At 68.2% G+C, this 19,239-nt stretch carries 16 protein-coding genes; 8 read left to right on the top strand and 8 right to left on the bottom strand.

Annotated features, from left to right (window positions below; translation table 11 throughout):
- Positions 1-14: 14 nt before the first annotated feature.
- From ACW172_RS14330 to flgK, 6 genes are all read right to left on the bottom strand, one after another.
- Positions 15-830 (bottom strand): ABC transporter ATP-binding protein, encoded by an 816-nt coding sequence (locus ACW172_RS14330; protein ID WP_492032110.1) that lies wholly within the window; start codon positions 828-830, stop codon positions 15-17.
- Positions 827-1,945 carry an ABC transporter permease gene (locus tag ACW172_RS14325; protein WP_492032109.1) on the bottom strand — a complete coding sequence of 373 codons (1,119 nt, stop codon included), beginning with the start codon at positions 1,943-1,945 and terminating at the stop codon, positions 827-829. The genes ACW172_RS14330 and ACW172_RS14325 overlap by 4 nt, the downstream gene beginning before the upstream one ends.
- A gap of 108 nt (positions 1,946-2,053) precedes the next feature.
- Positions 2,054-3,499, bottom strand: a complete 1,446-nt coding sequence (locus tag ACW172_RS14320) for a UdgX family uracil-DNA binding protein (protein ID WP_492032108.1) — start codon at positions 3,497-3,499, stop codon at positions 2,054-2,056.
- On the bottom strand, positions 3,499-4,740 hold the full coding sequence (locus ACW172_RS14315) for a putative DNA modification/repair radical SAM protein (RefSeq protein ID WP_492032107.1): 1,242 nt from the start codon (positions 4,738-4,740) through the stop codon (positions 3,499-3,501). Before ACW172_RS14315 ends, ACW172_RS14320 begins: the two co-directional genes overlap by 1 nt.
- A gap of 73 nt (positions 4,741-4,813) precedes the next feature.
- A complete protein-coding gene (locus tag ACW172_RS14310; RefSeq protein ID WP_492032106.1) occupies positions 4,814-5,743 on the bottom strand; it encodes a flagellin in 930 nt (309 codons plus the stop codon).
- Entirely contained in the window at positions 5,740-7,860 is a 2,121-nt protein-coding gene (gene flgK / locus ACW172_RS14305; RefSeq protein ID WP_492032105.1) for a flagellar hook-associated protein FlgK, read from the bottom strand. The genes ACW172_RS14310 and flgK overlap by 4 nt, the downstream gene beginning before the upstream one ends.
- 395 nt (positions 7,861-8,255) lie before the next feature.
- Here flgK and ACW172_RS14300 point away from each other — a divergent pair, with 395 nt between their 5' ends.
- The 8 genes from ACW172_RS14300 (at position 8,256) to ACW172_RS14265 (ending at position 17,396) form a co-directional block, all read left to right on the top strand.
- A complete protein-coding gene (locus tag ACW172_RS14300) occupies positions 8,256-10,082 on the top strand; it encodes a flagellar hook-length control protein FliK (protein ID WP_492032104.1) in 1,827 nt (608 codons plus the stop codon).
- 4 nt (positions 10,083-10,086) lie between these two features.
- On the top strand, positions 10,087-10,797 hold the full coding sequence (locus ACW172_RS14295) for a flagellar hook assembly protein FlgD (protein ID WP_492032103.1): 711 nt from the start codon (positions 10,087-10,089) through the stop codon (positions 10,795-10,797).
- 47 nt (positions 10,798-10,844) lie between these two features.
- A complete protein-coding gene (flgE, locus tag ACW172_RS14290) occupies positions 10,845-12,317 on the top strand; it encodes a flagellar hook protein FlgE (protein WP_492032102.1) in 1,473 nt (490 codons plus the stop codon).
- Between the two features lie 170 nt (positions 12,318-12,487).
- The gene (gene sciP / locus ACW172_RS14285) at positions 12,488-12,772 is read left to right on the top strand and encodes a CtrA inhibitor SciP (RefSeq protein WP_207867961.1); all 285 of its coding nucleotides are present in this window, start codon (positions 12,488-12,490) and stop codon (positions 12,770-12,772) included.
- A gap of 134 nt (positions 12,773-12,906) precedes the next feature.
- The gene (mnmA, locus tag ACW172_RS14280) at positions 12,907-14,118 is read left to right on the top strand and encodes a tRNA 2-thiouridine(34) synthase MnmA (protein WP_492032101.1); all 1,212 of its coding nucleotides are present in this window, start codon (positions 12,907-12,909) and stop codon (positions 14,116-14,118) included.
- Positions 14,111-14,692, top strand: a complete 582-nt coding sequence (locus tag ACW172_RS14275; RefSeq protein WP_492032100.1) for a hemerythrin domain-containing protein — start codon at positions 14,111-14,113, stop codon at positions 14,690-14,692. The genes mnmA and ACW172_RS14275 overlap by 8 nt, the downstream gene beginning before the upstream one ends.
- A 283-nt stretch (positions 14,693-14,975) precedes the next feature.
- A complete protein-coding gene (locus ACW172_RS14270) occupies positions 14,976-16,196 on the top strand; it encodes an RtcB family protein (protein ID WP_492032099.1) in 1,221 nt (406 codons plus the stop codon).
- A gap of 132 nt (positions 16,197-16,328) precedes the next feature.
- A complete protein-coding gene (locus ACW172_RS14265) occupies positions 16,329-17,396 on the top strand; it encodes a hypothetical protein (protein WP_492032098.1) in 1,068 nt (355 codons plus the stop codon).
- Between the two features lie 18 nt (positions 17,397-17,414).
- Here ACW172_RS14265 and ACW172_RS14260 read toward each other — a convergent pair whose 3' ends face one another.
- Positions 17,415-18,545: a zinc-binding dehydrogenase gene (locus tag ACW172_RS14260; protein ID WP_492032097.1), complete on the bottom strand. Its 1,131-nt coding sequence runs from the start codon at positions 18,543-18,545 to the stop codon at positions 17,415-17,417.
- Between the two features lie 33 nt (positions 18,546-18,578).
- Entirely contained in the window at positions 18,579-19,085 is a 507-nt protein-coding gene (locus ACW172_RS14255) for a winged helix-turn-helix transcriptional regulator (protein ID WP_492032096.1), read from the bottom strand.
- Positions 19,086-19,239 lie beyond the last annotated feature (154 nt).

Raw genomic sequence — 19,239 nt, 5'->3', positions numbered from 1 at the left:
GTCGTCCGCTCTCCTCAGGCGGCTTTGGTCGCAGCGCGTCCGCGCGGCCCCAGGAAGTATTCCTTGATCCACGGATGGTCGGAACGCTCCAGTTCCTGAACCGTGGCCTTTTCGACGATCCCCTTGTCGGCCAGCACCGCGACCTTGTCGCAGATGGCGTAAAGGCTATCGAGGTCGTGGGTGATCATGAAGACCGTCAGCCCCAGGTCGTCCGACAGGCTGCGGATCAGGTCGTCGAAGGCGGCCGCCCCGATCGGGTCCAGCCCCGCCGTCGGCTCATCGAGGAACAGGAGGTCGGGATCCAGGGCCAGGGCGCGGGCCAGACCCACGCGCTTCCTCATCCCGCCCGACAGCTCCGACGGCTTCTGGTGATGGGATTCCGGCTTGAGGCCGACCATGGCGATCTTCATCTCGGCCAGCTCGCGGATGGTGTCGCGGGGCAGCTTGGTATGCTCCACCAGGGGCGAGGCGACATTGTCGAGCACGCTCAGCGAGGAGAACAGCGCTCCTTGCTGAAACAGGGTCCCGGTGCGGCGCTCGATCTCGTGCGACTGTTCGGAGGTCAGGTCGGCGGTGTCGTGGCCGAACAGGCGGATCGTGCCGCCGTCGGGCTCCTTCAGGCCGATGATGGTGTTGAGCAGCACCGTCTTGCCAGTGCCGGAGCCCCCGACCACGCCCAGAACCTCGCCGCGTTGGACGTCCAGGTTCAGGCCGTCGTGGATCACCTGATCGCCGAACTGGCTGACCAGACCGCGCACCTCGATCAGGTTCTCGGGCTCTTTGTCATTGGCGGGCGCTTCCGCCGCTTCAGGAATCTTCGCCTTGGTCACAGGTTCAGCTCCAGGAAGATCAGGGCGAAGACGGCGTCCAGAAGGATGATGGCGAAGATGGCCTGGACCACGGCCGCGGTGACGCGCCGCCCGAGGCTCTCGACGTCGCCGGCGACCGCCATCCCCTGCCGGCAGCCGATGGCGGCGATGACGATGGCGAAGACCGGCGCCTTGACCATCCCGACCATCAGATGGGTGCCCGACTGGGCGTCCTGGCTCATCTGCTGCAGGAAGAAGGCGGGGCCGTAGCCGAGCTGGCTCCACGTCACCAGCAGCCCACCGAACAGGCCCGCGATGATGCCGATGAAGGTCAGCAGCGGCAGCATGATCAACATCGAGGCCAGTCGCGGAATGACCAGGGCCTGAAACGGATTGACCCCCATGACCTGCATGGCGTCGACCTCCTGGTTCATCCGCATCGAACCGATCTCGGCGGCGAAGGACGAGGACGACCGACCGGCCAGAAGGATGGCGGTGATCAGGACGGCCAGCTCGCGCAGGGTGGCGACGGAGACCAGCTGGACCGTGAACACCCCGGCGCCGAACTGGCTCAGCAGATTGGCGCCGAGGAAGGCGATGACGGCCCCGATGAAGAAGTTGGTCACCGCCACGATCGGGATGGCGTCCAGCCCCGCCCGCTCGCCCTGGCTGAACCAGGCAGGCCAGCGGATGTCGCCGGGATGGCGCACGGCCGCGCCCGAGGCGGTGATCAGACGGCCGAGGAAGGCCATCGACAGGATGAACTCGCCGCCGACGTCGTAGACGCCGTGGCCGATCTTGGCGAAGGTGCGGGTGAAGGCGTCAGGGCGGCGCGGCGGCGGCGCGCTTTCGCGCTCCAGCTTCTCGACCATGGCGAAGATGCGGCCCGCCTCGGGCCGGGCGGACCAGGCGTCGGCGGGCAGGGACTTGTCGGTCGCCTGGACGATGACCAGGGCGCCGGCGGTGTCGAACCTGCCGAGATCCGAGATGTCGATACGCGAAACGGTGCGGCCCGACAGCTGGTCGCCGAGCCGCCGCGCGGCCTGGCCCAGACCACTCGTCGTCCAGTCGCCACGGAGGCGCAGCACGGCGCTGTCGCCGCCCGACTCATCGATCTGGAAATCCGCTGCGCTCATCCCCTCCCCTTTAACCGAGCCCGCGCCGAACGCCCATGGCGAAGCTGGTCCCGAGGCCTGTGAACGCCCCTCTGGTCAAGTTGTTCAGTCGACCGTGGCAGTTACGCGTCACAGCAGCTGACGGACGCGTTTCAGGTCGTCGATGAAGGCGGCGTGTTCGCGCCGTTTCGCCGCCTCGTCCGGCAGGCGCAGCAGATAGGCCGGATGGACGGTGACGATGGCGTGGGAGCCGTCGGTCAGGGGGATGGGCATGCCGCGTTCCTTCGTCACCGCGACCTTGCGTCCCAGGACGCCCAGACTGGCCGTGGAGCCCAGGGCCAGAACCACCTTCGGCCGGACCAGCGTCCGTTCGTGATCCAGCCACCAGCGGCAGGCCGTGACCTCGCTGGTCGTCGGCGTGCGGTGCAGGCGGCGCTTGCCGCGCGGCTCGTGCTTGAAATGCTTGACGGCGTTGGTGACGAAGGCCTCGTCCCGGTCGATGCCCGCTTCGCGCAAGGCGTCGTTCAGCAACTGCCCCGCCGGACCGACGAAGGGCCGGCCTGCAAGGTCTTCGTGATCCCCCGGCTGTTCGCCCACGATCATCAGCTTCGCGCGCGGCAGGCCTTCGCCGCAGACCCCTTGCGTCGCATCGCGCCACAGCGGGCAACGGCGACAGGCCTGAACGCCGTGGCGCAGCTCGTCGAGGTTGGAGGGCGAAAACCCCTCCTCGAAGGCGCCGTCGCGGTTATGGCGGAAGATGGCCTTGGCCAGGCGAGGATTGGGCTCGGAGTGCGGGGTCGCGACCATGACATCGGTGCGCACCGCCGAGGCGGCGACCAGTTCCGGGATCAGGGCGGCCTCGGGCAGGTTCTTCCAATAGCGTTTGGGCATCTCGCCCTGCATGGTCTTAGTCTTCAGCCGCGCCGGATTGAAGGTGGAGGCGTAGTAGGTCTTCCAGAACGACTCGATCTCGTCCTCCTGCGGCGCGTCGGCCGCCTCGGCGGGCGGGCCGAAGCTCATGGCCTTGCCGTCCCAGAAGCCCGAGCCGTCCGGCGTCAGAATCGACCAGCGCATGGTGGTGAAGCGGTTGGCGAAGAAGGGGGCGGTACGGGCCAGGACCCGGTGCGCGGGCTCGAACCAGGCGACCCAGCATTCACCCTGATCGTCGAAGGCCTGACGGAAGCGGACGAAGGCCTTCATCTTGTGACTGGCCCGGCTGACGTTGCGCTGCCGATCCATGGCGTCGGAGACGTCGCGATCCGAGCGCACCCGCATCAGGTCCGGCTCGGCCTGAAGCCGCCAGAGGACGCGGTACAGCAGGTCGAAGCGGTCCGCGGTGCGGTGCAGGACCACGTCCTGGGCCATGTCCATGAAGGCCTGGGGGACGCGAAGCGGTCGAGGCGCGGCCGAGGAGAGCGCCCCTTCCGCAGGCGCGGCGTCGAACAGTCCGCCTTGCGCATCATCTCCCACCACGAACCGCGCCTCTCCCGGCGGCACGCCCTCCAGCCGGAAGGCGCGGGCGGCCAGACGCCAGCCCTCGAAGTCGGTCTCCGAGGCGAGGACCGCGATGCGCATCAGAACAGGCTCATCTGCACCGGTTCGACCGTCGGGGTCAGCCGGGCCCGCAGGTCGACGGCGTCGGTCAGGCCGCCGGGCGTCCAGTCCAGGGCGGTGATGAAGGGCCGGACCTTGTCGATGCCTCGGCACAGCCGCGCCACGTCCTCCAGCCTCAGGGTGCGATAGCGGCGCACATCGATCATCCGGTCGACAGACTTCACCCCCAGTCCAGGCACGCGCAGCAAGGCCTCGCGGTCGGCGGTGTTCACATCGACGGGAAAGAGCTCGCGCCGGTTCAGGGCCCAGGCCAGCTTGGGATCGACGGCCAGATCCAGCATGCCGCCGGTCGTCGCCTCTCCGATCTCGGGAGCCGAGAAGCCGTAGAACCGCATCAGCCAGTCGGCCTGATAGAGCCGGTGCTCGCGCATCAGCGGCGGCTTGGACAGCGGCAGGGCCGCGCTGGAATCCGGGATCGGGCTGAAGGCCGAATAATAGACCCGGCGCAGGCCGTAGCCACCGTACAACGAGGCGCTGCGGTCGAGGATTTCCGTGTCCGGCGCCCCGTCGGCGCCGACGATCAGCTGGGTGCTCTGGCCGGCGGGGGCGAATTTCGGCGGCTTCGCCCGGTCCTTCTTCTGCGGCTTCGCGGCCTCGACCTTCAGCCGGACCTGGCCCATGGCCTTCTTGATGACCCCGATGTCCTTCTGGGGCGCCAGCCGGCTCAGGGCCTCCTCGCGCGGGACCTCGATATTGGCCGACAGCCGGTCGGCGTAGAGGCCGGCCTCCGCCACCAGTCGGGGATCGGCCTCGGGGATCAGCTTCAGGTGGATATAGCCGCGGAAGTCGTGGTCGAGGCGCAGCGATCGCGCCACCCGGACCAGTTCCTCCATCGTGTAGTCGCCCGAGCGGATGATGCCCGACGACAGGAACAGCCCCTCGATATAGTTGCGGCGATAGAAGTTCAGCGTCAGGTCCACGACCTCCTGCACCGAGAAGCGCGCCCGCTGGACGTTCGAGGACACCCGGTTGATGCAGTAGGCGCAGTCATAGATGCAGAAGTTGGTCAGCAGGATCTTGAGCAGGCTGACGCACCGCCCGTCCGGCGTATAGGCGTGGCAGATGCCCATCCCCTCGGTCGAGCCGATGCCCTTGCCGCCGACGGAGGTCCGCTTCTGGGTTCCGGACGAGGAACAGGAGGCGTCGTACTTCGCCGCGTCCGCCAGGACCGCCAGCTTCTTGCGCAGATCGAGTTGGGCCATGTTCGCGTTATGTTCTCATCGAGAACGCAGGTCCAGCGTGGCCATAAAATCAATGTGGATAAGGACTTACGCTCTACCGCAGGTAGTTCAGCAGCGAGGTGTCCTTGAGCTGGCTGATGACCTGGGCGGAGGCCTGGACGGCGAGCTGGGCCAGCTGGATGTCGGTGACGGCCTTGGCCATATCCGCTTCGGTCTTGGTGTTGACCATGTCGCCGAGCTGGGCGACCTGGGCCTCATGGCTGGCGTTGGTGGCCTCGACCTGCTTGGCCAGGGCGCCGTTGCGCGAGATGACCTCGATGGTCGCGGTGCTGGCCGAATCCAGCCGGGCGAGCTGGGCTGTCAGGAAGGTCTTCTGGGCGTCGGTCGGCTTGCCGGTCAGGGGGCCGGTCGTCGGGTCGTCGTTGTAAGCCTGGATGTCCTTGAAGATCTGGAAGATCGTCGTACCGAGGTCATTGGCCAGGTAGCCGGTGCGCACCGTCGTCTGCTCCCCCAGGCGTGAGGTCTGGGGCAGGCTGTCGTTGGTGAAGGTCGAGGCGATGCTGGGCGCCGCAGCCAGTTCGGCCATGGTCGAGACGGTGACCGGCGCCTTGGACGAATCCGAGCCCGCGAACAGATAGTTGCCCTGGTGCTGGGCGTTCAGCCCGTTCTGGATCGACTGGAACTGCCCCTGCAGCTCCAGCATCACGGTGTTGATATTCTCGGTGGCCAGGGCGCTGCCGATGGCCGAGCGGGCGGCGGTGACGCCGTCGCCGACCTGGTTCAGGGCGAGGTCCTGGCTTTCCAGCCGGTCGGCGACCGCCGTGCCGGTGTCGATGAAGCCCTGGACCCGGTTCTGCGCGGCCTTCAGGGCGGTCAGGCTCTCGGCCCCGCGCCCGAAGCCCTTCATGTCGGTGGCGATCTTCTGCGTCGACAGCCGTGTCTGGGCCTCGTTCTGCTGGGCCTGGGCCGACATGAGGTTCAGAAGGGCCGACTGGTAGTTGCCCGTGGTCGAAACGCGGCTCATTGGACCATCCCCAGAAGCGTGTCGTACATATCCTTGACCGCCTGAATGAGGCGGGCGGAAGCGTTGAAGGACTGTTGGAAGGTGGTCATGTTGACCAGCTCCTCGTCGAGATTGACGCCCTCATAGGCCGTCTGGCGTGTCTGGGCCTCGGTGTGGACGGCGTCGGCGCTGGCGGCGCGGGTCTTGGCCGCCGCGGCCCGGGCGCCGATGTCGCCCGAGAAGTCCGAGGCGTAGCGAGACACCGACTGGGAGCCCGCGGCCGAGCCGCCGCTGGCCTGGAAGTTGACCGTCTTCTGACCGGCGTCGGCCAGGCCGAGAGCGCCGCGGCCGTCGCCGGAGGCCAGGGCCGTCGTTCCCGCCGCCGCCGACAGATTCAACTGGGCCAGCGACAGCTTCATCGGATTGCCCGAGATGTCGGCGCGCACGTTGAACCCGTCGGCGCGCGAGGCCCGGACCCCGCCGCCCAGACCGAACAGCTCCGTCATCGAGACGCCGGAGGGCACCTGGGTCGTGGTGTCCTTGATCACGCTCATGGTCGCTGCGGGATCGGTATTGCCCTTGAAGACAACCGACCCGCTGGGATCCAGGCTGAAGGTCCCGTAGCGGCCCGCCCCGGTCAGGGGGTTGTTCATCGCCGTCAGCAGCTCGGACATCGTGCCCGTTCCACCGGGCACCGTCACGGTCAGGTCGCGCAAACGTGTGCCGTCCGGCTCGGCGAAGCGCAGGGTCACCGTCTCGCCCGCCGTGAAGCCGTGCTGGGAGGTCGCCGACAGGCCGATGTCATAGGTCGCCGGGCGATCCGTGGTGATCAGATCGTTCATCCCGAAATAGTGGGAGAAGCCCCGGCCCGCCTTGCTGCTGGGCGAGGTCGCGTCGTCCGCGATGACGACGCCGTTCGTGCCCGTCGCCGACAGGCTCAGCTTGCCGTCGGTGAAACTGGCGGTCGCGGCCCCGCCCAACTGGGCGTTCAGCGTGGTCAGGAATGTCGCGGGCGTCGCCGCGACGCCGTTGATGGTCATGGTCCCGCCCGAGAAGACGATCGGGATCTGGGTGGTGATCACGCCCGAGGCGTTGGTCACCGCGATATTGGTCGTGCCGGTGAAGCCGGTCAGGGCCGTCTCCAGGGTCTGGCCGACATTCTTGCCGGTCAGGGCCGTGGGGGCCGGGACGGAGGAGTTGGCGTTGTGGGCGCGGTTCAATTCGTCGGCGACGTGGGACATCAGTTCGCCCAGACGCTCGGCCGCCGCGGGCGCCTCGATGTCGCGCGTTTCCAGCAGACCCTTGATCTCGCCCGAGACCAGACCCTCGGTCAGGGAGCGCTTCTGACCGCCCGGTTCGGTGATGTAGATGTCGTCGAACTTGCTCTCGGCGTTGACCGACCCGGCCGCGCGATACTCGATCTTCGCCGCGCCGGCGCCCGCCAGCAGCAGACCCGAGCTGGTGCGGACCGTGACGCCGCCGTTGTTCCTCTGGGTGACCTTGACGTCCATCAGCGAGGACAGCTGGCCGATCAGGGTCGCCTGGGTCGTTTCCGAGCCCGAGGCGTCGCCGTTGGTGGCCAGGGCCTTGGCGATGTCGGTGTTCAGGGTCTCGATCTGCTTGAGCAGGTCGTTGGCCTTCTCGACCGCCGTCTGAATACGGCCGTCGGCGTCCTCGCGTACCGACTGGATCTGGCCGGCGATACGCCCGGACTCGTCGAACAGGGCCTGGGCCTTGAACAGGGCTTCCTGACGCAGCGGCGAGGAGGTCGCGTTCTCGGCCGTCGCGGCGAAGGCGGAGAAGATCCCGTCGATCTGGGAGAAGAAGCCGGTGTCGCCGCCCGGGTCGCCGAACAGGGTCTGGATCCGGTCGTAGAGTTCGTACTTCACATCCTGGCGGTTGGCCTCGGCGCTCGAGTTCAGGCTGGCGGCCTGAAGGAAGCGGTCGGTGGCCAGACGGACGCGGGCGATATCGACGCCCGACCCGACGCCCTCGGTCGTCAGGGCGACCTGGTCGGCGATCTTGCGGACATAGCCGGGCGTGTTGACGTTGGCGACGTTGTCGGAAACGATCCGCAGCTGAGCCTGGGAGGTGGCCAGACCGCTGTTGGCGATATTCAGGATCGAACTCAGCGACATCGGTCTAAGCCCCCCTCATCCGTGCGGAGCCCGGCAAGACCTGCCCGCCGAGGCGCGTTTCTTGCCCGGCCACGAAAAGGCTTCGCATCTGTAATGCGTTGAAACCAAAGACAATCGTGTGTCGCGCTTGAATCATGATGACTCTGGAGCGCAAGCGGCGGGCCAGTCCTTCACAACTGAAATCCATGCCGTGCCGACCGGGCAAAAAACGGCGAAGGCGCGGCAAGTTTGGCCATGGCCGTGCCGGGGACGCCTGGCCTCCCCTGCAGCTTTATCAAGCATTTTCATGATGTTGCGGGCAGAAGCCAAACTGGCCCGGCCTTTGCGATGGGGGTTTCGAATGTTCCGGGCGCAGCAGGCGCCGACCTCACACCGTCAGAGCCGCCTGCACCCGCATGCCCGTTTCCACGCCCGCCATCGCCGCGCTCGTTCCGCCCGCCCCGACCCGGGCGGCGACGTCGGCCGCCTCGGCCGCGAACGACGACTTCGGCGCGATGATGGCCGCCGCCCGGGACGACGCCCGGAAGGAAGCCGTGCAGGATCGCCGGACAGCGGCCGCGGTCGCTTCGAAGCAGGCCGACGCCAAACGCGCCGACGCCAAGGCTGAAGCCAGGGCCGAGGCGAAGGCCAACGCCGCTGAAGAGAGCGTTCCGGAACCGAAGGATACCACCGTCGCCGCGACGGAGGCCGCGCCCGTCGAGGCCGACAAGGCGGAGACCTCGGTCTCGACCTCCGACGCGCCCGCCGATGAGGCGGCTCAGCCCGTCGCCCAACCGGTGGCCCAGCCCTCAACTCAACCTGCCGCCCAGATCGCGGCCCCGCTCTCCGCCGGTGTCGCCGCCGCTGCGGCCTCGACCGAGGACAGCGAGGCCTCCCTGACGATCGCGCCGTCGGTTCAGACCCCGCTCACGGCCCAGGACGCCGGCGACAAGGCGACGGGAACGCCCGCCCCGGTCGTCGCCCAGCCCCCGGCGCAAGCCGGCGCCGAAGCCGCCGCCGCCCCTTCGGCGCCGGCCTCGACGCTGTCTGACGAAGCCGAGGCTTCGCCCGCTTCGGCGCCCACCCAGGCCACGGCGATCGCGGCCGCCGCCGCCATTGAGGTCGCCCAGGCGGCCGCCTCGACCGCGGGCCCGGTGGCCGGGGCCGTCGCCGAGGTGGTGGGCGATCTGCTCGCCGCCGCGCTGAAGCCCGAGGCCAAGCCGCAGGCGCAGGCGGCCGAAACCGTGGCCGTCGCCAAGGCCGACACCGAGACGCCCGCCGCCGGGGCCAAGGCTCAGTCGGCCGCTCCGAACGCAGCCGCCGCAAAAGCCGTGATCGCGGAAGCGCCGGCGTCCGAAACCCCGGCGACCGACGCTTCGGCCAAGGACGTCCTGACCAGCGACGCCGCTGCCAAGGCCGTCGCCTCGACCGAAGCCGCCCCGGCCGAGCCCGCGCCCCGCCTGCCCGCCCATCTGCGCGGCGAGGTCGTGTCCAACGCCGCCTCCGCTCGCGCCGAGGCCGACGGAAGGGTCGCCAAAGCCGCCCCGGAGGCCGCAACGGTTTCGCAAGGCGCGGATCAGGCTGGGACCCAGACCCCGGCTCAGAACGCCGCGCCCGCCGCCCCGACCGCCACCTCCGCCGCCACCTCGACCTTCGCCGCCCAGATGCAGGCCCAGGCCCAGGACACGCCCCTGCCCCAGGCGCTGGGTCCGGACGCCGTCCCGACGGCCCAGACCGGCGTCACGGCCCAGACCGCCTCGACCCCGGCGACGCCCGCCGCCGTCAACCTGTCCAGCCTGTCGCGCGCCACGATCGACACCACCGTCCAGATCGCGGCCCAGATCACCCGCCAGCTGGCCGGCCGCTCGACCCGCTTCGAGATGGGTCTGACGCCGGAAGGGCTCGGCAAGGTCAACGTCAGCATGGACATCGATGCCCAGGGACGGCTGACGGCCCAACTGGCCTTCGACAATCCCCTGGCCGCCGCCGATCTGCGCGCCCGCGCCGACGAGCTGCGCGGCCAGCTCCAGGACGCCGGCTTCACCCTGACCGACGACGCCCTCAGCTTCACCCAGCAGGACGCCTCGTCCTCGAACGGCAACGACCGGGGTTCGGAACAGCGTCAGGGCCGCGCCTTCGCCTCGGCCTCGCGCGTCTCGGACGTCGCCGACGCCGTCCCCGCCATTCCCGCCGCCTGGGTTTCCCTGTCCCTCACGCCTCGCGGCGTGGATTTGAAAGTCTGATCCGATGGTTGCAGCCGTCACCACAGTCGATTCAGCCGCCGCGAACTCCGCTTCCGCCCGGACCAGCCTGGCGACGAACTTCGACACCTTCCTGACCCTGCTGACCGCCCAGCTGAAGAACCAGGATCCGCTGTCGCCGATGGACTCGACCCAGTTCACCCAGCAGCTGACCCAGATGACGGGGGTGCAGCAGCAACTGCTGACCAACGACCTGCTGACCAGCCTGCTCGCGGCCCAGAACGGCGGCGGCCTGGCCAACGGCTCCAACTACATCGGCAAGGAAATCACCGCCGTCTGGTCGGCCGACAAGCTGACCGACGGCAAGGCCAGCTGGAGCTACGAGCTGGGCGCCGACGCGGCCAACGTTAACCTGTCGGTTCTGGACAGCACCGGCAAGGTCGTCTGGACCGGCAAGGGCAGCGAGCTGAAGACCGGCACCCACGACTTCACCTGGGACGGCAAGACCACGGCCGGCGGCCAGATGTCGGACGGCGGGGTCTATACGCTGAAGGTCGCCGCCACGGACGCCTCGGGCAATGCCCAAACCAGCCAGGTCCTGATGACCGGCACCGTCAACGGCGTCGAGCTCTACAACAACGTCCCCTACCTGAACGTCGGCAACACCATCATTCCGCTGAGCACCGTCATCTCGCTGCAGCAGAAGGCGGCCGCGGCCACCGGCACGACGACCGACACCCCTTCCACCGACGCCTGACCCCTCTTCCCCGACATTCCACAGTTTAGTTTCAAGGAACACACGCCATGAGCATCAACAGCGCCCTTCTGGCCGGGGTCTCGGGCCTCTCGGCCAACTCGGCCGCCCTGGCCGCCATCTCGCAGAACATCGCGAACGTGAACACGATCGGCTACAAGCGCGTGTCCAGCGAGTTCTCGACCGTGGTCAACAGCCAGACGCGCGGCGCCGGCTATTCGGCGGGCGGCGTCCTGTCCAACACCCGCAACTACATCTCCCAGGGCGGTCAGCTGCAGCGCACGACCGAGTCGACCGACCTCGGCATCTCGGGCTCGGGCTTCTTCGTCACCACCCAGAAGGCGGAAGGGCTCGACCCGACCGATCCGCGCCTGTTCACCCGCGCCGGCGCCTTCCGCGTCGATGAGTTCGGCTATCTGAAGAACACCGCCGGTCTGTACCTGCAGGGCTGGCCGGTCGACAGCAACGGCAACCTGAACACCGACCCGTCGGACCTGGGCCGCCTGCGCTCGATCAATGTCGGCTCGGTCGGCGGCACCGCCGAGGCCACCACCCGCGCCCAGCTGAACGCCAACCTGAAGTCCAGCCAGCCGGTCTCGGCCGAGGCCAAGGCCGCCGCCGCCTATGCCGCGGACCCGCTCGATCCGGCCGGCGCCGGCCGCTACGACCCGACCACCAACTCCATGGCCATGTACGATCCGGACACCCTGACCGGGGTCAAGCCGGACTTCGAGATGACCGTGCCGGTCTCGGACTCCAAGGGCGGCCAACGCACCGTCGCCGTCTCCTTCCTGAAGAGCTCCGTTCCGAACCAGTGGTACGCTGAAATCCGCGCCGTCCCGGCCAGTGACGTCATCACCGGCGCCCCCCTGACCAACGGTCTGCTGAAGAGCGGCCTGGTGGCCTTCACCCAGGACGGCCGCCTCGACGTCGACGCCATGACCGCCCTGGGCTCGGCGGCCCTGTTCACCGACGTGAATGACGCCACCATCTCCTTCCAGGCCTCCAACGCCGCGGCGCCGGCGGCCGGCGAGATCAAATGGGCCGACGGCCTCGGCATCGACAACCAGAACCTGACCTTCAACCTGAACGCCTCGGCCGGCGGCCTGACCCAGTACGACTCCGACTCCGTCGTCCAGGCCGTGGTCACCAACGGTACGGCCTTCGGCAACCTGTCGAACATCGAGATCGACGAGAACGGCTTCGTGACCGCCATCTTCGACAACGGCGTGACCCGCAAGATCGCCCAGGTCGCCATCGCCACCTTCACCAGCCCGGACAGCCTGACCCCCGCCAACGGCAACGCCTTCAAGGTCAGCCAGGGATCGGGCACCTACAACCTGAAAGCCCCGGGCAGCGGCGGCGCGGGCTTTATCGGCGCCTCCCAGCTGGAGGCCTCGACAGTCGACCTCTCGGCGGAGTTCACGGGCCTGATCACCACCCAGCGTGCCTACTCCGCTTCGTCCAAGATCATCACCACCGCAGATGAGATGCTCGCCGAGCTGATCAACGTCAAACGCTGATCGGTCAGTAGTTAATCATTAGTGTCAATGAATCGTCGCTTAAATACTGGCCTGACGGGCTCCGTGGACGGACTGGATTTTATCCTTTCCTTCACCACGACGCTTAAACGGCCTTTAGGTGCACCCGGCTATTCTCTCATCAACGGTGATTGGTGATGAGGCAAAAGCCCATGTTGCAAGAGCGACGCCTGAACAACAAAGGCGAACAATACGTGGTCGGACCGACTGGCACGCCCCTGACGCTGCGGGACCTTCCGCCGGCGAATACCGACCGGTGGGTGATCCGCCGCAAGGCCGAGGTCGTCGCCGCCGTTCGCGGCGGCCTCCTCTCCCTTGAGGACGCCCTTTCGCAATACCGCCTGACGGCGGAAGAGTTCATCGCCTGGCAGAAGGCGATCGACAAATGGGGCATGCAGGGTCTGCGCACGACGCGGATCCAGAGCTACCGCTCCTAAGGCATTCCCTATCAAGGGAAGACGGACGGCCGCACCCGGCGACGGGGGCGGCCGTTGTCGTTTGGGGCGCCCGAAAGACACACTGCGAGGTCACCTGAGGTCCAGACCTCGAAATTGTCCCGGTTCCGCACTAGATGGCGGCGATGAGTTTGGCTGAAGACTTCTGCCCCGTTCCCGACATGGCCCCCGCTGACATGGATCAGGCGGTCGAGGCCGCGCGTCTGGCGGTCGGGCTGCCGGTCGGATCACGGATCGTGGCGGCGATGTCGGGCGGGGTGGACTCCACCGTGGTCGCGGCCCTGCTGCACAAGGCGGGCTATGACGTCGTGGGCGTCACGCTTCAGCTCTACGACCATGGCGCGGCGCTCAAGAAGAAGGGCGCCTGCTGCGCCGGTCAGGACATCCACGACGCCCGCCTGGCCGCCGAAACCCTGGGCATCCCCCATTATGTGCTCGACTACGAAAGCCGGTTCCGCGACGCGGTCATCGACCAGTTCGCCGACAGCTATCTGGCGGGCCAGACGCCGGTGCCGTGCATACGCTGCAATCAGACGGTGAAGTTCCGCGACCTGCTGGACGTCGCCCGCGACCTGGGCGCCGCGGCCATGGCCACGGGCCACTATGTCGGCCGCGCCGTCGGCCCGGACGGCCGCGCCCAGATGCGCAAGGCCATCGACCCCTCGCGCGACCAGTCCTACTTCCTGTTCGCCACCACCCCGGCCCAGCTCGACTATCTGCGCTTCCCGCTGGCCGGGCTCGAAAAGCCTCAGGTGCGGGGCGTCGCGGCCGAACTGGGCCTCAGGATCGCGGCCAAGCCCGACAGCCAGGACATCTGCTTCGTGCCGTCCGGCGACTACCGCACCCTGATCGACCGTCTGCGCCCGCAGGGACGCGAGGCCGGCGAGATCGTGCATATGGACGGCCGGGTGCTGGGCAATCACTCGGGCATCACCGACTACACCATCGGCCAGCGCCGGGGACTGAACGTCGCCGTGGGCGAGCCCCTGTTCGTGACGAAGCTGGATCCCGCGCTTCGCCGCGTCATCGTCGGCCCGCGCGAGGCCCTGCTGACCGCCAGCCTGACGCTGGACGAAACCAACTGGCTGGGCGACGAGGCCGACATCCAGGCGGCGGCCTTGGCCGAAACGCCCGTGCTGGCGCGCGTCCGCTCGACCCGTCCGCCCTCCCCGGCCCGGCTGACCCTGACCGACGGTGTCGTCGGCGTGGCCTTCGAGACGGGCGAGGAAGGCGTGGCCCCCGGTCAGGCCTGCGCCCTCTACGACCCGGCCGATCCGGACCGCCTGCTGGGCGGCGGCTTCATCCAGACGACGACGGCCGTTGTCTGAACCCGCGGGTGATCCGCTTCACCTGACGATCCGCGCCGGCCTGCCCGACGACATGCAGGTGCTGCTGGCCGACTATCCGCGCGAGCGCTGGGGCGAGCCCACCCTGGCCGAGATGGCGCGCTTCTGGCTGGGCGTGCACGAGAACTTTCGCCGCCACCACGCCCATATGGTCGCTATCGCCGATCATTGGCGGAGCGGCCATTCGGACCTGCGCAGTCTCCACAGTCGGCTGATCCCTTCGGTCGACCAGTTCCTGCAGCATCTGGACATGCACCACCGCATCGAGAGCGGGCAGTATTTCCCGATCTTCCGCCGCGTCGAGCCGCGCATCGCCCACGGCGTCGATCTGCTGGACCGCGACCACGACGCGGTCCACGCCGACCTCGAAGCCCTGCTCCAGGCCGCCATCGCCTTCCATCAGGACATCCAGACCGACGCGCCCGGCGCCGCCGACAATGCCTCGCGCCTCGCCGACGTGCTCGACGCCATGGGCCCGCGCGTCCTGCGTCACCTCCACGACGAGGAGGAGATCGTCATCCCCCTGATCGCCACCCGCGCCGACGAGATCGGTTGAGAGGGGGCTGGTCACGGATCGCCGATCTGTGTATCAGGCCGCCTCCGAAGACGAGCGAACCATGTTTCTGAAAGTCGCCACCTCGTATCTGCCCATGAACTTCGACCGCCAGTTGGTCGAGGGTTGTGGCGCGTGCGTGGAGGCGTAGCAGGAACGAAGGCCGCAAGACTTCGGATTTCCAGCAACCCCTCCCGCCACCGGCCGGAGGGGTTTCTTGTATCCGCAAGCGACAGTTCTCCGTCCGGTCCTGGAGGATCGAAAGACAGAAAAGGAGACGTCCGCCATGCGTGGCTATGACGTGATCGAAAACCCGGACCATGTGCCGATCAAGGCCTGGACCCGGGGCGTGCCCATCGAGGATGCGGCGCTGAAGCAGCTGAAGAACGTGGCCTCGCTGCCGTTCATTCACAAACACGTGGCGGTGATGCCGGACGTGCACTGGGGCATGGGCGCGACCGTGGGGTCGGTGATCCCGACCGTGGGGGCCATCATCCCGGCCGCCGTGGGCGTGGACATCGGCTGTGGCATGATGGCGGTGCGGACCTCGATCCGCGCCGAACACCTGCCCGACGACCTGTCGGCCATCCGATCCGCCATCGAGGCGGCCGTTCCGCACGGCCGGACCGACAACGGCGGGCGCAACGACAAGGGCGCCTGGGCCGGCGAGCCCCCGGCTTCGGCCGTGACCCGCTGGGCCGACCTCAAGGCCGGCTATGACGCCGTGATCGAGGCCCATCCCAAGGCGGCCCACCCGCGTGGCTTCGGCCACCTGGGGACGCTGGGGACCGGCAACCACTTCATCGAGCTCTGCCTCGATGAGGCGGGCGACGTCTGGGTGATGCTGCACTCCGGGTCGCGCGGCGTGGGAAACCGGTTCGGGAGCTACTTCATCGAACGGGCCAAGCACGAGATGCGCCGCTGGCACATCAACCTGCCGGACCAGGACCTGGCCTACTTCCCGGAAGGGACGGACGGCTTCGACCACTACGTCCGGGCGGTGTCCTGGGCCCAGAAGTACGCGCGGGCCAACCGTGAGGTGATGATGGACCAGGTGCTGGGCGTGCTGCGCACGATCTGGCCCGATCTGGAGACGACGCAGGAGGCGGTGAACTGCCACCACAACTACGTCTCGAAGGAGCGGCATTTCGGCAAGGACGTCTACCTGACCCGTAAGGGCGCGGTGTCGGCCAAGCAGGATGAACTGGGCATCATCCCCGGGTCGATGGGGGCCAAGTCCTTCATCGTGCGCGGCAAGGGCAATGCGGAAAGCTTCTGCACCTGCTCGCACGGCGCCGGTCGGGCGATGAGCCGGACCGAGGCCAAGCGCCGCTTCACGGTCGAGGACCACGTCCGCGCGACCGAAGGCGTGGAATGCCGCAAGGACGCCGAGGTGATTGACGAAACGCCGATGGCCTACAAGGACATCGACGCCGTCGTCGCGGCCCAGGCCGACCTGATCGAGGTCGTGCACACCCTGCGTCAGGTGGTGTGCGTCAAGGGATGACGGGAGCCGGTTCCGCGCACGCGGGGCCGGCTTTCGTCGTTCAGACCTTGCGCGCGTGAGTTGAACGAGCCTTCACAAGCTCTGCCGTTTCAGGCACCCCTTTGGTCAATCAAAAACGTTCGGGGGGACTTCATGAGATATTTCAAAGGCGCGGCCTGTGCGGCCGCGATTCTGCTGGCGACGCCGATAGCGGTGCGCGCTGAACCGGCCCCGAGACCGCAGGTCGAGACCGAACAGGATCTCGTCGCCGTGCGCCAATGGTTGTCGGACACCTCGCGCTGGAGCACCCGGCACAATCAGATCCTCGCCGCCCGCGTCCAGCATCTTGTGGGCCTAGGCCCCACCGCCCTGCCGATCCGGCAGCTGGCCCTGTCCGGCGACAAGGCCGGGGCCGAGGCGCTCCTGGCCCGCTGGAAGACGGAGCAGCAGGCGCTTCTGGCCGGCGACCGCGCCGCGCTGGCGGCCATCCCGCCCGTACCCCCGTTGGCGGCCAACCCCGCCCTGCTGGCCCGCCCGGACGTGCGCGAGGGCCTCGCCGGCCCGATGGCCCATATCGAGAGCCTGCCGGCGCGATACGCCGCCTTCATGGAGATGACCGACCACCAGTCGGCCGACTTCATGGCCGCGATCAGCGCCGCCGTCGCCTCCCGGGATCCCGAACAGGCGTTCAATCTCGCCCGGATCGATCTGGTCATCGCCCTGCTGGACAGCGAGTGCGCCATGCTGGACGCGTCCAGCGCACCCGGCGGAGTTCAGCGGTTCGTCAACGCCTCCAACATCCAGTCGGACAAGGCCCTCGCCCAGTGGTACCGCCACTTCCGCGATCTGTGGAGCCAGGCGCCGCTGACCCGGCCGGCCCGCGCCGCCGCCATCCACGCCTCGGCCGCCGAAATCCGGCTCGACGCCGACCGGATCGTACAGGCGGCCCGGGAACAGGACGAGGACCAGCGCTCCAATCCCGGTCTGGCCGCCCCGGCCCAGCAGGAGTTCCTGACCCGTTATCGCGCCGCTTTCGAAGAGGGCGCCGGCATTGAGCGCGAGATGGCCGACCTCCTCGACCAACTGGCCGAAAAGATCGCCCAGGGCGACGACGAAGGCGCCCAGGCCCTGGCCGACCGCACCGGCGCGATCGCCCGTCGCCGCACCGCATCCCAACAACAGCGCGACGCCCTCCTCCAGCAGATCGCGCTTCCGACCTGAGGCCCGCGCGCCAGCGCGTCAGTCCAGCGACGGATTGATCAGATACTTCTCGCCCGTGGCGCGGCGGTTGTAGACGGCGATGACCTCAGGCCTGAGCACGTCGCGCAGGGAGATTTCGCCGGCATAGGCGCTGGCGAAGGTGGTCTTGAGCTCAGTGACCACCCGTTGGCGCAGGGCGCCGCGACGTTCGGCGGGCAGGCCCGCATAGCGCGGGGTCAGCAGCCAGCCGCCGACGCCCCAGGACAGGCCGAAGGCCCGGTTCAGCTCCGTCGCGCTCGTGTCCAGCGCGCCGTAGATATAGACCTGCTTGTGCACCGAGGAGCCGTAGCGGCTGTAGGTGGTCGCGGTGCGATTGGCCGCGGCCTCCATCCCCGTCAGGATCTGGCCCGCGAGCTTGCCGCCGCCGATGGCGTCGAAGGCCAGGGTGGCGCCGGTCGCGACAAGCGCCTCGATCAGCTCGCTCATGAAGTCCGGCGAGGTCGAGTTGACGATATGGGCCGCACCCAGCCCGCGCAGAATCCCGGCCTGCGCCTCGCTGCGCACGATATTGACCAGTCCGATGCCGTCCTTGAGGCACAGCTTGTTGAGCATCTGGCCGAGGTTGGACGCCGCCGCCGTGTGGACCAGGGCCGTGTGCCCCTCCGCCCGCATGGTCTCGACCATGCACAGCGCCGTCAGCGGATTAACGAAGCAGGAGGCGCCGTCGGCCGCCGTGGCGTCGGCGGGCAGCGGCAGGGCCGCGTCGGCGCGCAGCGTCCGGTACTGGGCGTACATCTCGCCACCGAGGATGGCGACGGTCTTGCCGATCAGGGCCTGGGCGGCAGCACTGTCGCCCGCCGCGACCACCACCCCCGCGCCCTCGTTGCCGACGGCCATGGAGTCGCCGAGGCGGCCCGCCATGGCCCGCATCCCTTGAGCCGGAACATCGGCGACGGTGATCTCGCCCTCAACGCGCGCCGTGCTCATGTCCGCCGCCCCGACCAGCAGGCCGAGGTCGGAGGGGTTGATCGGCGTGGCCTGGATTTGCACCACGATCTCGTCGGGCCCCGGCGCGGCGACCGGAACCTCGGCCAGCGACAGCTCCAGCCGTCCGTCAGCCGTGATCAACGACCGGAGCTGCAGCCCGGTCGCGGGAAGGGATTGGGTCATGGAAACTCCGGTTGAAAGCCGACGCTGAAAGCGTCAGGCGGCCTCTTCGTCCGCCGTCACATCCTTCGGCATGACGTCGCCGACGGTGGGGCGGTTGGCCTTGCGGGTCAGGACGATGTCGCGGCCCTTCACGATCTCCTCGCAATGGGCGCAGGCGATGCGGGGGTTCAGGGTGTGGCCGCAGGTCTTGTGGACAAGATCCACGCCGCTGTCGGTGTCGCCATAGACGTGTTTGTTGCCCCAGGCGTGCAGGGTCACCAGCACCGCCGACAGGTCCTTGCCCTTGGCGGTCAAAACATATTCGTTGCGCGGCGGCCGTTCGGAATAGAGACGCGGCTCCAGCACCCCGTGCTGGACCAGGGTCTTCAGTCGGGCGGCGAGGACGTTGCGGGCCACGCCCAGCCGCTCCTGCCACTGCTCGAAGCGGGTCAGGCCCTGAAACGCGTCGCGGATCACCAGCAGGGTCCACGGATCACCGATCACTTCCAGCGTCGCGGCGATGGAACAGCTTTGTTTTGAATAGTCTGCGGTACGGCCCATAGGCGGAAGGTGACCTCGCGTCAGGGTTTTTGCAAGTGGGTTGCCAAACCGAACCCTCTGCGTCAGTCTTGTTTCGCAACGGACGTGGCGCAAAATCCTCATCGGGTTTCGCGGCGTTTCCTGCATTCCTCGACTGACGCGGGCGGAGGCCAGT

Source organism: Brevundimonas sp. ALps5 (assembly GCF_058681645.1).
Note: the sequence above shows the minus strand (reverse complement) of the source record. Positions and strands in the feature narration are given on the sequence as shown.

Coding starts and splice junctions, on each gene's coding strand:
- mnmA (WP_492032101.1), top strand. CDS start 12,907: ATGGCGGCGATGAGTTTGGCTGAAGACTTCTGCCCCGTTCCCGACATG.
- ACW172_RS14265 (WP_492032098.1), top strand. CDS start 16,329: ATGAGATATTTCAAAGGCGCGGCCTGTGCGGCCGCGATTCTGCTGGCG.
- flgK (WP_492032105.1), bottom strand. CDS start 7,860: ATGTCGCTGAGTTCGATCCTGAATATCGCCAACAGCGGTCTGGCCACC.
- flgE (WP_492032102.1), top strand. CDS start 10,845: ATGAGCATCAACAGCGCCCTTCTGGCCGGGGTCTCGGGCCTCTCGGCC.
- ACW172_RS14255 (WP_492032096.1), bottom strand. CDS start 19,085: ATGGGCCGTACCGCAGACTATTCAAAACAAAGCTGTTCCATCGCCGCG.
- ACW172_RS14325 (WP_492032109.1), bottom strand. CDS start 1,945: ATGAGCGCAGCGGATTTCCAGATCGATGAGTCGGGCGGCGACAGCGCC.
- ACW172_RS14310 (WP_492032106.1), bottom strand. CDS start 5,743: ATGAGCCGCGTTTCGACCACGGGCAACTACCAGTCGGCCCTTCTGAAC.
- ACW172_RS14300 (WP_492032104.1), top strand. CDS start 8,256: ATGCCCGTTTCCACGCCCGCCATCGCCGCGCTCGTTCCGCCCGCCCCG.
- ACW172_RS14295 (WP_492032103.1), top strand. CDS start 10,087: ATGGTTGCAGCCGTCACCACAGTCGATTCAGCCGCCGCGAACTCCGCT.
- ACW172_RS14260 (WP_492032097.1), bottom strand. CDS start 18,545: ATGACCCAATCCCTTCCCGCGACCGGGCTGCAGCTCCGGTCGTTGATC.
- ACW172_RS14315 (WP_492032107.1), bottom strand. CDS start 4,740: ATGGCCCAACTCGATCTGCGCAAGAAGCTGGCGGTCCTGGCGGACGCG.
- ACW172_RS14270 (WP_492032099.1), top strand. CDS start 14,976: ATGCGTGGCTATGACGTGATCGAAAACCCGGACCATGTGCCGATCAAG.
- ACW172_RS14320 (WP_492032108.1), bottom strand. CDS start 3,499: ATGCGCATCGCGGTCCTCGCCTCGGAGACCGACTTCGAGGGCTGGCGT.
- sciP (WP_207867961.1), top strand. CDS start 12,488: ATGTTGCAAGAGCGACGCCTGAACAACAAAGGCGAACAATACGTGGTC.